This window comes from Streptomyces sp. NBC_01669 (assembly GCF_026339735.1).
GTDB lineage: Bacteria > Actinomycetota > Actinomycetes > Streptomycetales > Streptomycetaceae > Streptomyces > Streptomyces yanii.
Window position 1 is genome coordinate 4,648,578 of record NZ_JAPEQG010000001.1, and the last position, 15,060, is coordinate 4,663,637.

Genomic DNA, 15,060 nt, shown 5'->3' on the forward strand with positions numbered 1-15,060 from the left:
GACGGGCCCGCCCGGGTGCTCCTACGCCCGCCCTGCGGGAGCCGGGATCTGTACGGTCTCCTGTTCGCGCTCCAGCATCCGGCTCAACGGCCCCTCCACCGTCGCGAGATCGGTGTACGGACCGCGCTGCACGATTCTGCCCGCGTCCATCACGACGACCTCGTCGACCGCCTCGAGCCCCGCCAGCCGATGGGTGATCAGAACCGTTGTGCGGCCCCGGGTGGCGGTCAGCAGATCCGCCGTCAGGGCGTCCGCCGTCGCCAGGTCGAGATGTTCGGCGGGCTCGTCCAGGACGAGCACGGGGAAGTCGGCGAGGAGCGCCCGGGCGAGCGCGAGCCGCTGGCGCTGGCCGCCGGAGAGGCGGGCTCCGTGCTCGCCGACGAGCGTGTCGAGCCCATCGGGCAGCGCCAGCACCCAGTCGAGCAGCCGTGCCTGCGCGAGGGCGGCCCGCAGTTCGTCGTCCGTCGCGCCGGTACGGGCCAGCCGCAGGTTCTCCCGGATGGAGCTGTCGAAGACATGGGCGTCCTGGGCACACAGCCCGACGAACCGCCGGACAGTGTCGCCGTCCAGTGCAGAGGCCTCCACACCACCGATCCGGTACGTCCCCGACCGCGCGTCCAGGAAGCGGAGCAGGACCTGCGCGAGGGTGGTCTTCCCTGAGCCCGAAGGGCCGACGACGGCGATGCGCCGGCCGGCGGTCAGCGTCAGGTCGACGGAGTTCAGGGCGTCCCGCGACGCTCCTGCGTACCGGGCTGCCAACCCGCATACTTCCAGCGGGAAGGGAGAGGCGGGTGGATCGGCCGGGGCGGCGGGTTCGAGCACCGGTACCGGGGCGTCCAGCACCTCGTACACCCGCTCCGCACTCCGCTTGACCCGCTGCCGGTACTGCACGGCGAGCGGCAGGCCGGTCACGGCCTCGAACGCGGCGAGCGGAGTGAGCACCACCACCGCGAGCTCCACTCCCGCCAGCCGTCCGTCGAGGACCGCCGGCACGGAGACGAGTGCGGCAGCGACGACCGTCAGACCGCAGATCACGGCGGAGAGCCCGCCCCCGAGCGCGGTGGCCGTTGCCGCCCGGGCCGCGATCCGGGTCAGGACGCCGTCGGCTTCGCGGGTCCGCGCCGAACGCGCGGGCAGGGCACCCGCAACGGTCAGTTCGGCCGTCCCGCCGAGCAGATCGGTGATCCGGGTGGCCAGATCGGCTCGCGCGGGCGCCAGTTGACGTTCCGCGCGGCGGGCGCAGGCACCGGTCACCAGCGGCACCCCGACGCCGGCCAGCAGCAGCCCGACAGCGAGCACGAGGCCTGCCTGGGGCAGCAGCCAGCCGGTGAACCCGGCGGCCGCCATCCCCACGACCGCCGCGGTCCCGGCGGGCAGCAGCCACCGCAGCCAGTAGTCCTGCAGCGCGTCCACATCGGCGACGAGCCGGGACAGCAGGTCTCCGCGCCGGGTCCGGGCCAGCCCGGCCGGCGCGATGCGTTCCAGTCCGCGGTACACGGCGACGCGCAGCTCGGCGAGCATCTTGAGCACCGCGTCGTGCGAGACGAGACGCTCGGCGTAGCGGAAGACGGCGCGGCCGAGCCCGAAAGCACGGGTCGCGGTCACGGCGACCATCAGATAGAGCACCGGAGGCTGTTCGGAGGCACGGGAGATCAGCCAACCGGAGACGGCCATGAGCCCGACAGCCGAGCCCAGGGCGAGGCTGCCCAGCAGGAGCGCAAGTGCCAGCTGTCCGCGGTGTTCCCCTGCGGCATCCCGGACCCGGGCGAGCACGTGGCCGGACCGTGCCGTGGTCTCCCGCAGCACCTCGGGCTCCCGCACGCCGTTGGGTACGTCATCGGAGGCGCGCGCCGGTCCGTCCGCCCCGACCGGCTCCGTGGCCGCCGCGGATTCCGGTGCCACGCCCGGTTCCAGTGTCACCACTCGGTCGGCGACCGCGAGCAGCGCCGGCCGGTGCACGACGAGCAGCACGGTCCGGCCCGCGGCCAACCTCCGTACCGCGTCGACGATCCCCGCCTCCGTCTCGCCGTCCAGGCTCGCAGTCGGCTCGTCGAGCAACAGCAGCGGCCGGTCGGCGAGGAACGCCCGGGCAAGTGCAAGCCGTTGCCGCTGGCCGGCGGAGAGTCCCGCGCCGTCCTCGCCGAGCAGTGTCTGCGCACCGTCGGGAAGGTCCACCACGAAGTCGTACGCCCCCGCGTCCCGCAACGCCGCCGTCACCGCATCGTCGTCCGCGTCCGGCCGGGCCAGCCGTACATTCTCCGCAATCGTGCCCGCGAAGAGATGCGGGCGCTGCGGCACCCAGGCGATCCGCTCCCGCCAGCGCTCGGGCGCAAGTGCCGCCAGATCCGCACCGCCGACGCGCACCCGCCCTTCGTCGGGCTCCGCGAACCCCAGCACCACATGGAGCAGGGTGGACTTCCCGACTCCGCTCGGGCCGACCAGGGCGACGGTCTCCCCCTCCTCGACCACCAGCGAGGCCCTGTCCAGCGACGGAGCGGTACGCCCCTCGTGCCGTACCGTCACCCCCTCCAGCTCCAGCCTCAGCGACTGCGGGACGTCCGCCGTACCGCTCGCCCGCACCTCGGTCTCCAGGACCGCAAAGATCTCCTCGGCGGCCGAGAGCCCCTCGGCGGCGGCGTGGTACTGCGCCCCGACCTGCCGGATCGGCAGGTATGCCTCGGGCGCGAGGATCAGCACCACCAGGCCGGTGTAGAGGTCCAGTTCGCCGTGCACGAGCCGCATGCCGATGGTGACGGCGACCAGCGCCACCGACAGGGTGGCGAGAAGTTCCAGGGCGAAGGAGGACAGGAACGCGATCCGCAGAGTCCGCAGGGTGGCCCGGCGGTACTGCGACGTGATGGTGCGGATGGACTCGGCCTGGGCTTTGGCCCGGCCGAAGACCTTCAGCGTCGGCAGTCCGGCGACCACGTCGAGGAAGTGTCCGGAGAGCCGGGAGAGCAGCCGCCACTGGCGGTCCATCCGGGACTGGGTGGCCCAGCCGATCAGGATCATGAAGAGCGGGATGAGCGGCAGCGTGATGACGATGATCGCGGCCGAGACCCAGTCCTCGGTGACGATCCTGGCGAGGACCGCCACGGGCACGACGACCGCGAGCCCGAGCTGCGGCAGGTAGCGCGCGAAGTAGTCGTCCAGCGCGTCGACACCACGGGTGGCAAGCGCCACCAGCGAGCCGGTGCGCCGCCCGCTCAGCCAGTCCGGTCCGAGCGCCGCGGCGCGGTCGAGCAGTCGGCTGCGGAGCTCGGACTTGACCGCCGCGCTGGCCCGGTACGCGGCGAGCTCGGTCAGCCAGGAGACCAGCCCCCGGCCGAGCGCGACAGCCGCCAGCAGCACCAGCGGGGTCCACAGCTCAGCAACGGTCAGCCCGTCCTCGAACCCTCCCACCACCACTTCGGCGATGAGCATGGCCTGGGCGATGACCAGCGCCGCCCCGACCACTCCGAGTGCTACCACGGCCGCCAGGAAGAGGCGGGTGGCACGGGCGTAGTGGAGAAGGCGCGGGTCGATCGGTTTCACGTGAAACATCCCCAATGAGCTCGGGCGGTGGACCAGGCGGGACGTGTCGGACCGTCCCCAGGACGTGTCCGGCGGATCGGGCTCGGCCGCGAGCCGCCGGGACACGTCCCCGGCGCGTCAGTGCGCTTCAGCGATGTGCTGTGTACCGATCCGCTTGCGGAACACCCAGTACGTCCAGCCCTGGTAAATCATCACCACGGGAGTAGCGATCCCCGCGCACCAGGTCATGATCTTCAGCGTGTACGGCGTGGACGAGGCGTTGGTGACCGTGAGGCTCCAGGCGTCGTTCAGCGAGGACGGCATGACGTTCGGGAAGAGCGCCAGGAAGAGCATCGCGACCGCGGCCGTGATGGTCAGCCCGGAGAGCGCGAACGACCAGCCCTCGCGCCCCGCCGCGACGGCACCGATCGCTCCGACCAGCGCCACCACGGCGGTGATCATCGCGAGCAGGCTCCAGCCGTCGCCGTGGTCGACCTGGGTCCAGATCAGGAAGCCCAGGGAGAGCACCGCGGTGACCAGTCCCAGCTTGAATGCCAGCCTCCGCGCCCGTTCCCGGATGTCCCCGACTGTCTTGAGCCCCGCGAACACCGCGCCGTGGAAGGTGAAGAGGAAGAGCGTGACCAGTCCGCCGAGGATCGCGTACGGGTTGAGCAGGTCCCCGAAGTTGCCCACGTACTCCATGTCGGCGTTGATCTTCACGCCCCGGACAATGTTCCCGAAGGCCACGCCCCAGAGCAGGGCGGGGATCAGCGAGGTCCAGAAGATCGCGTTCTCCCAGTTGGTCTGCCACCGCTCCTCGGGCCGCTTCGCCCGGTACTCGAAGGCGACACCGCGCACGATCAGGCAGAGCAGGATGATCAGCAACGGCAGGTAGAACCCGGAGAACAGCGTGGCGTACCACTCGGGGAAGGCGGCGAACGTCGCGCCGCCCGCGGTGAGCAGCCACACCTCGTTGCCGTCCCAGACGGGCCCGATCGTGTTGATCAGGACCCGCCGTTCCTTGCGGTCACGGGCCAGCAGCTTGGTGAGGACACCTATCCCGAAGTCGAATCCCTCCAGGAAGAAGTAGCCGATCCAGAGGACGGCAATGAGCACGAACCAGACGTCGTGGAGTTCCATCTCTCAGCTCCTCTGCTCTCAGTAGGAGAAGGCCATCGGCCGGTCGGCGTCGTCGTGGTCGTCGCCGCCGATCTTGGTGGGCGGGTTGAGGTCGGACTCCGTGAGTTCCGGCGGTCCGGCCTTGATGTACTTCACGAGCAGCTTGACCTCGATCACGGCGAGCACCGCGTAGAGCAGGGTGAAGAGGATCATCGAGGTGAGTACCTCGCCCTGCGAGACGCCGGGGGAGACCGCGTTGCGCGTCTGCAGCACCCCGTAGACGACCCAGGGCTGGCGGCCCGTCTCGGTGAAGATCCAGCCCCAGGAGTTGGCGATCAGCGGGAAGAGGAGCGTCCACAGGGCGACGATCCAGTAGAGCCTGGCGAGCTTCGGGCTGAGCGCCTTGTTCTTGAAGAGGACCAGGCGCGGCACTTCGTCCTCACCGGTCCGCAGCCCCGGCGGCAGCATGAACCTCTTCCGCGTCAGCCACAGTCCGAGCAGGCCGAGGGCGAAGGACGCCATGCCGAAGCCGATCATCCAGCGGAAGCTCCAGAAGGCGACCGGGATGTTGGGCCGGTAGTCGCCGGGGCCGAACCGTTCCTGCTCGGCCTTGTTGATGTCGTTGATGCCGGGGACGTACGAATTGAAGTTGTCGTCCGCAAGGAAGGACAACACCCCCGGGATTGAGATCTCCACGGTGTTGTGACCCTTGGCCACGTCTCCGACCGCGAAGATCGAGAAGGGGGCCGAGTACTGCCCTTCCCACAGCGCCTCGGCCGCGGCCATCTTCATCGGCTGCTGCTTGAACATGACCTTGCCGAGCATGTCACCGCTGACAGCGGTGAGCAGACCGGCGATCACGACGGTGACCAGTCCGAGCCGGAGCGAGGTGCGCATCACCGGGATGTGCTTCTTGCGCGCCAGGTGGAAGGCGGCGATGCCGACCATGAACGCGCCGCCGACCAGGAAGGCCGCCGTGATGGTGTGGAAGAACTGGGCGAGAGCGGTGTTCTGGGTGAGCACATGCCAGAAGTCGGTGAGCTCGGCCCGGCCGCGTTCCTTGTTGATCCGGTAGCCGACCGGGTGCTGCATCCAGGAGTTGGCCGCGAGGATGAAGTACGCGGAGAGGATGGTTCCGATCGAGACCATCCAGATGCAGGCGAGGTGGATCTTCTTCGGCAGCTTGTCCCAGCCGAAGATCCACAGCCCGATGAAGGTGGATTCGAAGAAGAAGGCGATCAGCGCCTCGAAGGCGAGCGGAGCGCCGAAGATGTCGCCTACGAACCGTGAGTAGTCGGACCAGTTCATGCCGAACTGGAACTCCTGGACGATGCCGGTGACGACGCCCATGGCGATGTTGATCAGGAAGAGCTTGCCCCAGAACTTGGTCGCCCTGAGGTACTTCTGATTGTTCGTCCGCACCCAGGCGGTCTGCAGGCCGGCGGTGAGCGCGGCGAGCGAGATCGTCAGAGGAACGAAAAGGAAGTGGTAGACGGTGGTGATACCGAATTGCCATCGCGCGAGGGTCTCGGGCGCCAGAGCCAGCTCCACGTCGTCTCTCCTTACGTCGCCGTAGCCGCAGCGGCAGTTCGCCCTGTTAATCCGACTGATCACTGGAGAAACAGGACACGCTTGTGAACGCGTTCACATTCACAAGCATTATGACGCACAGACTTCCGGGATGTTCGAGGGGGGGTCCCTATCGGGACGCTCCACGCGAAGGCCCCGCACCTCGAGAAACGAGAGGTACGGGGCCTTCCGGTACACCCGGGCCGGACGCGCCGCGCTACAGCTCCTTGCGGTACGCCTCCGCCACCCTCAGGAACACGTCGTTCGCCTCGTCCTCACCGATCGAGACCCGCACGCCCTCGCCTGCGAACGGCCTGACCACGACACCGGCCCGCTCGCAGAACCCGGCGAAGTCGACCGTACGGTCGCCCAGCCGCAGCCAGACGAAGTTGGCCTGGGACTCCGGAACGGTCCAGCCCTGGTCCACGAGAGCCTTGTGCACCCGGACGCGCTCGCAGACCAGAGAGCCGACCCGGCCGAGAAGTTCGTCCTCGGCGCGCAGCGAGGCGACCGCCGCGTCCTGTGCCAGTTGGCTGACCCCGAACGGCACCGCCGTCTTGCGCAGCGCCGCCGCCACCGGCTCATGGGCCACCGCGAACCCGACCCGCAGACCGGCCAGACCGTAGGCCTTGGAGAACGTCCGCAACACCGCCACATTGGGCCGGTCCCGGTAGATCTCGATGCCGTCCGGCACGTCGATGTCGCGGATGAACTCCTTGTACGCCTCGTCCAGCACCACGAGCACATCGCCCGGCACCCGGTCCAGGAACCGCTCCAGCTCGGCCCTGTGCACCACGGTCCCGGTCGGATTGTTCGGGTTGCAGACGAAGATCATCCGGGTGCGGTCCGTGATCGCGTCCGCCATCGCGTCGAGGTCGTGCACCTCGCCGTCGGTAAGCGGAACCTTCACCGAGGTCGCTCCGCTGACCTGGGTGATGATCGGGTACGCCTCGAAGGAGCGCCAGGCGTAGATGACCTCGTCGCCCGGGCCCGAGGTGGCCTGGAGCAGTTGCTGCGCCACCCCGACGGAACCGGTGCCGGTGGCGAGATGCGAGACGGGCACGCCGAACCGGTCGGCCAGCTCGTTCATCAGACCGGTGCACGCCATGTCCGGGTAGCGGTTGAAGTTCGCGGCCGCGGCCAGGGCGGACTCCATTACCCCGGGCAGCGGCGGATACGGGTTCTCGTTGGAGGACAGCTTGAATGCGACCGGTCCGCCGGCCGCCGCCGGCCTGCCCGGCACATAGGCAGGGACGCCGTCCAGCTCGGCGCGCAGCTTGGGGCTCGTCTCGCTCACCGCAGGTCCTCCTCGACCGTCGCACACATCAATACTGCTCACCTTATGAGGATTGCGCGCCGCTGCGAATGGCAGAGCAGCGGAATCGCCCGATGGGCCCGGGAGTGAGGGGAGCGTTCCTCGTACTGGCGCGCGCCGGTGGCTCACTCCGTGGCGCGCATCCCTCGAAGAGGTGAGTTGAGACCTCTTCGAAACATCGACCATTGAGTAGGCCCATCCTCCTCAGTGCATGACACACTACGGTTCGTCCCGCCAACACCCTTGTTTTGCCAGGCATTTGCGGCTATGTGACCATGCAGAAACGTGCCTGTCGACGGGTGAATATGCGGCCGGGCCAACCGTCCGCGCGAGCCCTACTATCGGCTCGCCATGACAGCAGCAGGGAAGCACCAGGTGAGCCGGACGGAGACCCCCCGGCGCGGCGGTCGGCAGGGACGAGCGGGAATCCGGGATGTGGCCGCCGCCGCCGGGGTCTCCATCACGACCGTCTCCGACGCGCTCAACGGCAAGGGCAGGCTCCCGGACGCCACCCGCCGCCATGTCCGCGAAGTCGCCGAGCGTCTGGGCTACCGCCCGTCCGCCGCGGCCCGAACCCTCCGTACCGGCAAGTCCGGCCTCATCGGCCTGACCGTGACGACGTACGGGGATGAACCTTTCACCTTCACCGAATTCGCCTACTTCGCCGAGATGGCCAGGGCGGCCACCTCCGCCGCTCTCGCCCGCGGCTACGCCCTCGTCATTCTCCCCGCCACCTCACGCCATGACGTCTGGTCGAACGTCGCCCTCGACGGCACTGTCGTCATCGACCCCTCCGACCAGGACCCGGTCGTCACCGAACTCGTCCGGCAGGGGCTGCCCGTCGTCTCGGACGGCCGCCCGGCCGGGACCCTCCCGGTCACCGCCTGGGTCGACAACGACCACCGGGCCGCCGTGCTCGACCTCCTCGACCATCTCGCCGCCGCCGGGGCCCGCCGCATCGGTCTGCTCACCGGCACCACCACCGACACGTACACCCGCCTCTCCACCACCGCGTACCTCCACTGGTGCGAGCGCGTGGGCCAGGACCCGGTGTACGAGTCCTATCCCGCCCACGACCCGTGCGCGGGGGCGGTCGCCGCCGACCGTCTGCTCGCCCGCCCGGACCGGCCCGACGCCGTCTACGGGCTCTTCGATCCCAATGGCACCGATCTGCTGGCGGCCGCCCGTCGGTACGGCCTGCGCGTCCCCGAGGACCTGCTGCTCGTCTGCTGCAGCGAGTCCACCGTGTACGCGACGACCGAGCCGCCCATCACCACGCTCTCGCTCAAACCGCGCCGGATCGGTACGGCGGTCGTCCAGCTCCTCATCGACGCCATCGAAGGCGTCGACCAGGACGGCCCGGTGGAACAGGTCATACCGACGGAACTCATCGTGCGGACGTCCTCGCAACGCCGTCCGCCCCGCACCACGGTCAGCGCCCCGCGGGCCCCTTCAGGGGACTGATCAGTAAAATTGGGACAAATCGACTGGTGAACCTCGCGTGCGCCGGGATTCACCACCCCTGGTGCGTCACACAGCACGATCCGCATTCCTATGATGGGCGCACGACACCGCGGACCACCCCGACCAGCAGGGCCCGTCAGGTGTACGGCGGCGCGACGGTGGTGGAGGGGTCGATGACACAGGGGGCCGGTCAGGAACCCGTGGTGCGGACGGCGACGTTGCGTGACTTCCGCGTGCCGCCCTATGCGCAGACTCCGGTGCCACCCGCGGCGCCGCATCCGGGCAGTGCCGTTCCGGCGGACGAGCCGGAGGGCTACACGCCCACCGCGCGCGATCTTCCCGTGATCAACCTCGGTGACACCGTCCAGGTGCAGACGGTCCCCGACCCTCGGCCCGCCCAGGACCCGGGGCTCGGACCGCTGCACGTCGTCGGCGACGTCCACGGCTATCTGGACGAACTCCACGCCGCCCTGGCCGAACAGGGGCTCATCGACGCGGAGGGCCAGTGGGCCGCGGGCAACGCCCGGCTCTGGTTCCTCGGCGACTTCACCGACCGCGGTCCGGACGGCGTCGGCGTCATCGAACTCGTCATGCGCCTGTCCGCCGAGGCCGCGGCCGCGGGCGGCTACTGCAAAGCTCTGATGGGCAACCACGAACTGCTGCTCATCGGTGCCAAGCGGTTCGGCGACACACCGGTGAACTCCGGAGCCGGCACCGCCACGTTCCAGGCCGCCTGGCTGCTCAACGGCGGCCAGAAGAACGACATGGAGCGGCTCCAGGACCACCACCTCCAGTGGATGTCCCGGCTCGACGCGGTCGTCGAGGAGGACGGGCATCTGTTGATGCACTCCGACACGACGGCGTACCTCGATTACGGCTCCACCATCGAGGACGTCAATGACACCGTGCACGCCATTCTCACGCGTAACGACGCAGACGAGTGCTGGGACCTCTTCCGCAAGCTCACCAAGCGGTTCGCCTTCCGCGACGAGGCGGGTCCGCAGGCGGTCCAGGAGCTGATGGCGGCCTACGGCGGACAGCGCATCGTCCATGGTCACAGCCCCATTCCGTATCTCCTCGGCGAGGTCGGCTCGGAGGACGGCGAGGACAGCTCCGGACCCGTGGTGGAGGGCCCGCACGTGTACGCGGACGGGCTCGCGATCGCCATGGACGGCGGTGTGACCATGGCCGGAAAGCTACTGGTCGTCAAGCTGCCGTTGCATGACTGACGGTCTTCGGGGAAAACGCATCCACGACCTGACCACGCCGAACACTGGGCCTATTTACGGAAACCCCCTGTCACCCCGTGCCGTGGGCGCTCTACCATCGGCGTATCAGTAGCAGGCTCTCCTCCGTTTCCGCCCAACTGCCCGGCCAAAGCGGGCAGTCAGGCCCAACGGAGCATCGGGGGATGCACATGAACAGCGCTCCGCACCTGCTGGCCGAGGACCGACCCGAGTACGAGCGGATCCTCGGCGACGCGCTGCGTCACGCTCACGAACGACCGGATCTCGCCGGAGTCGGCGAACGGCTCAACGCGGAACAGCTGCGCACCATGGCACTGAACGCCACGGCGCTGATCACCACGGCGGCGGCCACCGAGTACGACCACTATGTGAAGGCCCGCGAAGAGCTGCGCGGACCGGCCGCCGACTCCGCCCAGGGCTCGGGCCTCGGCTCCGACGCGGACGATCCGGACCGGCCGGGCGCCGGGATAGGGGCGGTCGTCACGGTCCTGGCACCGATGCTCGCGGGCACCGCCGCACTGATCTTCCTGCTGGTCGGCTACCTGCTGAAGATGCTCAGCCGACCCCCCTCGTTCGCCGACACCATGGTCGCCGCCGGGTGGTTCTTCGCGGCAGCCACTGCGGCCGCGATACTGGCCGCCGCCGTCGGACTGCTCATCACGGCGCTGCGCAACGGATCGACCGCGCTGCCCGCCGAGGACGCCGAGGACGAACTGCCGGAGGAGGTGGCGCGCGCTAGGGAGGCCTGGCGTCATGCGCTGCTGGAGCGCGGCATCCTGCCGTTCCTGCGCAACGCACTCGCCGATCCCACCGCACGCGCCGCATCGCGCGCACCGCAACCGTCGGTCAACCGAATCCCGAAGATCGGCTACAGCAGACCGGACTTCACGGGGCCGGACGAGGGGCCGGCGGCGGGCCCCCGCCCGTCGTTCACGAGCCCGGACTTCACCAGTCCGGACTTCGGCGGCCCGGAACACGAACCGGACTGACCGGGCGCCGCGGCCCGGCCTGCCTCGTGAGGGGTGGAGGATCACCAGCCGTGGCACCACGGGCCCTGGGATCAGCAACGCTCGGTCCACCAGGGCCGTCGCCGCCTCACGGGTCGGCGGCCTCCACAGCGCACGCCGCAAGATCCCACTCCTCCGCACAGGAGACCAGGACAACCGATTCCACGTCACTCACCCCTGCGCCTCCCCTGCCGGCCTGGCCACGCGGGAAACGTAACGGCTGCCACCGGCAGCCGGCGGGTGGAGCGGCCCGCGGCTCCCCCGGTGGCTTCCGGGGGCCGCGGGCCGTTCCGGTACGGCTACTCAGCTTGATCTTTAACCTCGCTGCTGTTTCAGGCGGACGTGTTCGGTGAGGGTTTCGGCTCGTTTCACGGTCTTCCCGGGTTCGTGCCGTGGGGCTGGCCTGCGGTTCTTGGAGCCGGGTGGGCGTCCGGGGCCGGGCCGGGAGGGTTTGGGCACTCCTGCGGGACGGGCGGTCTTCGCGCGGAGGTGGCGGAACCCCCGGCGGACGCGGGCGGGGGTGAGACGGCGGGGTTCGGCTGGCCGTTCCCAGGAGCGGCGGAGGTCCTCGGCGAGCGGTCGGGCGAGGCGGAGTTGGGTGTGGGCGGCGATGATCAGCCAGGTCCACAGGTCGGCGGTGTGTGGGTCGCGGACCTTGGGGACGGTCCAGCCGAGGGTCTGCTTGAACAGCCGGAAGGTGTGCTCCAGGTCGAAGCGCCGCAGGAATGCCTGCCAGCGCAGGTCGACGTCCGTGCTGGTCATCGCGGTGCGTGAGGACCACAGCCAGACCGGTTTCGGGTCGCGGTCGCCGGGCAGGTGCTCGACCTTCAGCCGGATCAACGTGCCGTGGATCAGGGGGAGTTCACCGCAGTGGTCGAGCCAGGGGCCGCGGGTGGTCAGGCGGGGATGCATCCGGTCCCAGGCGAGGGTTTCGGCCGTGCCGTAGCGGGTGGTGGTGCAGGTGGTGGCCTGGTCGGGGGTGTGCCAGGAGTCCGGCTTGGAGAAGGTGAGGACACCGCCGTGCTTGCGGGGCTGCCCGCCGCGCGGAGTGGAACGGCGCGGTCCGGCGTCACGGAGCATCACCCGGTCCGAGCGCAGCCGGCCGACCAGCTCGACGGGCAGGTCCGCCAGGACGTAGGCGAGGCGGGTGACGTCGTAGCCGGAGTCCATGACGATGAGAATGTCCTGGTCACCGGGCTTCCACTGGCCGGCTCGCAGGAGCCGGGTGAAGACGTCGCGGAGTTGGGCGGCAGTCACCGCCGTGGCGTCGTCGGCAGGGCCCAGGCGGATCGCGTCCAGCACAGCGGTCCACGATGTGCGTCCTGTTTCCAGGGCGGCGACGAAGGAGTAGGGCCAGCCGGGGATGAACTGGTCGGCGCTGCGGCCTCGCCCGTAGACATGGCAGAACAGCAGGTCCGGGCTGGTCGGGGCGTCGGGACGCAGCCAGTTGCTCACATCGACCGCGAGGACGATCCGCCCGTCGGCGGCACGCGGCAGCGGTGTGGAGGCGAGGAGCCTGCGCAGGCGGCGTGGTTCCAGCCAGCCGTGGTTGACCGCGTCGTACATCGCCCCGTGCCCGCGCCGGTGCTCGGCCGTCAGCGTCAGCTCGGCCAGCGACGTCACCGGACCGTCCGCGCACAGCACTGCGTCGGTCAGCTCGAAGAGCGCATCCGCACGGGAGTAGAGGCAGTCGTAGAACTCGACACGAAAGTGGGACAGCACGCTCAGTGCTGCGTCAGCGGGACCTGCAGGGGCCAGACTCTTCACAGCGGCCGTTCCTTCACGCGACGTTGCTCGACACCTCGAAGCGTGAAGAACGGCCGTCCTGCTGTCTCAGAAACAAGGCAAGATCAGCAGGTCAGGTGACCCGGCGAGGTTAAACAAAAAGCTCAGTCGGTGAGCGGGAGGTACACCCGGTTGCCGGCGGCCGCGAACTCCGCCGACTTCTTCATCATGCCCTCGGCGATCTCGGCCTCGGTCGCCGCGGGCTCGTCGCCGCCGAACTGCTCCGAGATGCTTCGGCTGATCTTCATCGAGCAGAACTTCGGGCCGCACATCGAACAGAAGTGGGCCGTCTTCGCCGGCTCGGCCGGCAGCGTCTCGTCGTGGAACTCCCGGGCCGTGTCCGGGTCGAGTGCCAGGTTGAACTGGTCCTCCCAGCGGAACTCGAACCGCGCGTCCGACAGTGCGTCGTCCCAGCCCTGCGCTCCCGGGTGCCCCTTGGCGAGGTCCGCAGCGTGGGCCGCGATCTTGTAGGTGATGACGCCCGTCTTCACGTCGTCCCGGTTGGGCAGGCCCAGGTGCTCCTTGGGCGTGACGTAACAGAGCATCGCCGTCCCCCACCAGGCGATCATCGCCGCGCCGATTCCCGAGGTGATGTGGTCGTACGCCGGGGCGATATCGGTGGTCAGCGGGCCGAGCGTGTAGAACGGCGCCTCCTCGCAGATCTCCTGCTGGAGGTCGATGTTCTCCTTGATCTTGTGCATCGGGACATGGCCCGGGCCCTCGATCATGGTCTGGACGCCGAACCGCTTGGCGACCGAGTTGAGCTCGCCCAGCGTGCGCAGTTCGGCGAACTGCGCCTCGTCGTTGGCATCGGCGATCGAACCGGGGCGCAGTCCGTCGCCCAGCGAGTACGTCACGTCGTACGTCGCGAGGATCTCGCAGAGCTCCTCGAAGTTCTCGTACAGGAACGATTCCTTGTGGTGCGCCAGGCACCACGCAGCCATGATCGACCCGCCGCGGGAGACGATCCCGGTCTTGCGCCGGGCGGTGAGCGGGACATACGGCAGCCGCACGCCGGCGTGGACCGTCATGTAGTCGACGCCCTGCTCGGCCTGCTCGATCACGGTGTCCTTGTAGATCTCCCAGGTCAGCTCCTCCGCCCTGCCGTCGACCTTTTCGAGGGCCTGGTAAAGGGGCACGGTGCCGATCGGCACGGGGGAGTTGCGAAGCACCCACTCACGGGTGGTGTGAATATTGCGGCCGGTGGAGAGGTCCATGACCGTGTCGGCGCCCCATCGCGTCGCCCAGGTCATCTTCTCGACCTCCTCCTCGATGGAGGAAGTGACCGCGGAGTTGCCGATGTTGGCGTTGACCTTCACCAGGAACCGCTTGCCGATGATCATCGGCTCGATCTCCGGGTGGTTGACGTTGGCCGGCAGGACCGCCCGGCCGACCGCGATCTCCTCGCGTACGAACTCGGGTTCGACGTTCTCCCGGATCGCCACGTACTCCATCTCCGGGGTGATCTCGCCCCGGCGGGCGTACGCGAGCTGGGTGACGGGCTGCCCGTCGCGGCTGCGGCGCGGCTGACGCGGACGGCCGGGGAAGACGGCGTCGAGGTTACGCAGTCCGCCGCGCGGCGAGGTGTGCTTGAGCCCGTCGTCCTCGGGGCGGACGGGGCGGCCCGCGTACTCCTCGGTGTCGCCGCGGGCGATGATCCAGTTCTCCCGCAGGGGTGCGAGACCGCGCCGTACGTCGGTTTCGGTGGTGGGATCGGTGTACGGCCCCGACGTGTCGTACAGCGTCACGTCCTTGCCGTTGGTGAGGTGCACCTTTCGCACCGGCACCCGGAGGTCCGGGCGCGGGCCCTGGACGTATCCCTTGTGCCAGCCGATGGACTGTCCGGCCTCGTCGCTCTGGTTCGAGGCAGGCGTGCGTGCGTCCGATGTGGTCATGAGACCTACTCCCTACGCCGGCATTACCCGGTAACAGGTTCGGCGGTCGGCGCAGCCTGTCCCGTACGAATGTACGGATATCAGCGCCCTCTCAGCCCGGTGCTCCGAGCTCCCGCGTGTGCAAAGGTGCCACCACGCTAGCGCCT

Annotated in this window: 9 protein-coding genes and 1 riboswitch; of the genes, 3 read left to right on the forward strand and 6 right to left on the reverse strand. The window is 69.3% G+C overall.

The window, feature by feature from the left end:
* Positions 1-21: 21 nt before the first annotated feature.
* The 4 genes from cydD to hisC form a co-directional block, all read right to left on the reverse strand.
* Entirely contained in the window at positions 22-3,534 is a 3,513-nt protein-coding gene (cydD, locus tag OG972_RS20815) for a thiol reductant ABC exporter subunit CydD (RefSeq protein WP_266983634.1), read from the reverse strand.
* Positions 3,535-3,651: 117 nt separating this feature from the next.
* On the reverse strand, positions 3,652-4,653 hold the full coding sequence (gene cydB / locus OG972_RS20820; protein ID WP_266983636.1) for a cytochrome d ubiquinol oxidase subunit II: 1,002 nt from the start codon (positions 4,651-4,653) through the stop codon (positions 3,652-3,654).
* 18 nt (positions 4,654-4,671) lie between these two features.
* Positions 4,672-6,183 carry a cytochrome ubiquinol oxidase subunit I gene (locus OG972_RS20825; RefSeq protein ID WP_266983637.1) on the reverse strand — a complete coding sequence of 504 codons (1,512 nt, stop codon included), beginning with the start codon at positions 6,181-6,183 and terminating at the stop codon, positions 4,672-4,674.
* Between the two features lie 235 nt (positions 6,184-6,418).
* Entirely contained in the window at positions 6,419-7,498 is a 1,080-nt protein-coding gene (gene hisC / locus OG972_RS20830; protein WP_266983639.1) for a histidinol-phosphate transaminase, read from the reverse strand.
* 369 nt (positions 7,499-7,867) lie between these two features.
* On the opposite strand from hisC, the gene OG972_RS20835 reads away from it, so the two are divergent.
* From OG972_RS20835 to OG972_RS20845, 3 genes are all read left to right on the forward strand, one after another.
* Positions 7,868-8,980 carry a LacI family DNA-binding transcriptional regulator gene (locus tag OG972_RS20835; protein WP_266983641.1) on the forward strand — a complete coding sequence of 371 codons (1,113 nt, stop codon included), beginning with the start codon at positions 7,868-7,870 and terminating at the stop codon, positions 8,978-8,980.
* 173 nt (positions 8,981-9,153) lie between these two features.
* Positions 9,154-10,209, forward strand: coding sequence for a metallophosphoesterase (locus tag OG972_RS20840; protein ID WP_323135880.1), 1,056 nt, complete (start codon positions 9,154-9,156; stop codon positions 10,207-10,209).
* 182 nt (positions 10,210-10,391) lie between these two features.
* A complete protein-coding gene (locus tag OG972_RS20845; RefSeq protein WP_266983643.1) occupies positions 10,392-11,216 on the forward strand; it encodes a hypothetical protein in 825 nt (274 codons plus the stop codon).
* Positions 11,217-11,549: 333 nt separating this feature from the next.
* Here OG972_RS20845 and OG972_RS20850 read toward each other — a convergent pair whose 3' ends face one another.
* Both OG972_RS20850 and thiC read right to left on the reverse strand, forming a co-directional pair.
* On the reverse strand, positions 11,550-12,962 hold the full coding sequence (locus tag OG972_RS20850) for an NF041680 family putative transposase (protein WP_323135951.1): 1,413 nt from the start codon (positions 12,960-12,962) through the stop codon (positions 11,550-11,552).
* A 161-nt stretch (positions 12,963-13,123) separates the two neighbouring features.
* A complete protein-coding gene (thiC, locus tag OG972_RS20855) occupies positions 13,124-14,914 on the reverse strand; it encodes a phosphomethylpyrimidine synthase ThiC (protein ID WP_266983647.1) in 1,791 nt (596 codons plus the stop codon).
* A riboswitch (TPP riboswitch) is annotated at positions 14,907-15,040 on the reverse strand. (Overlaps the previous gene by 8 nt.)
* Positions 15,041-15,060 lie beyond the last annotated feature (20 nt).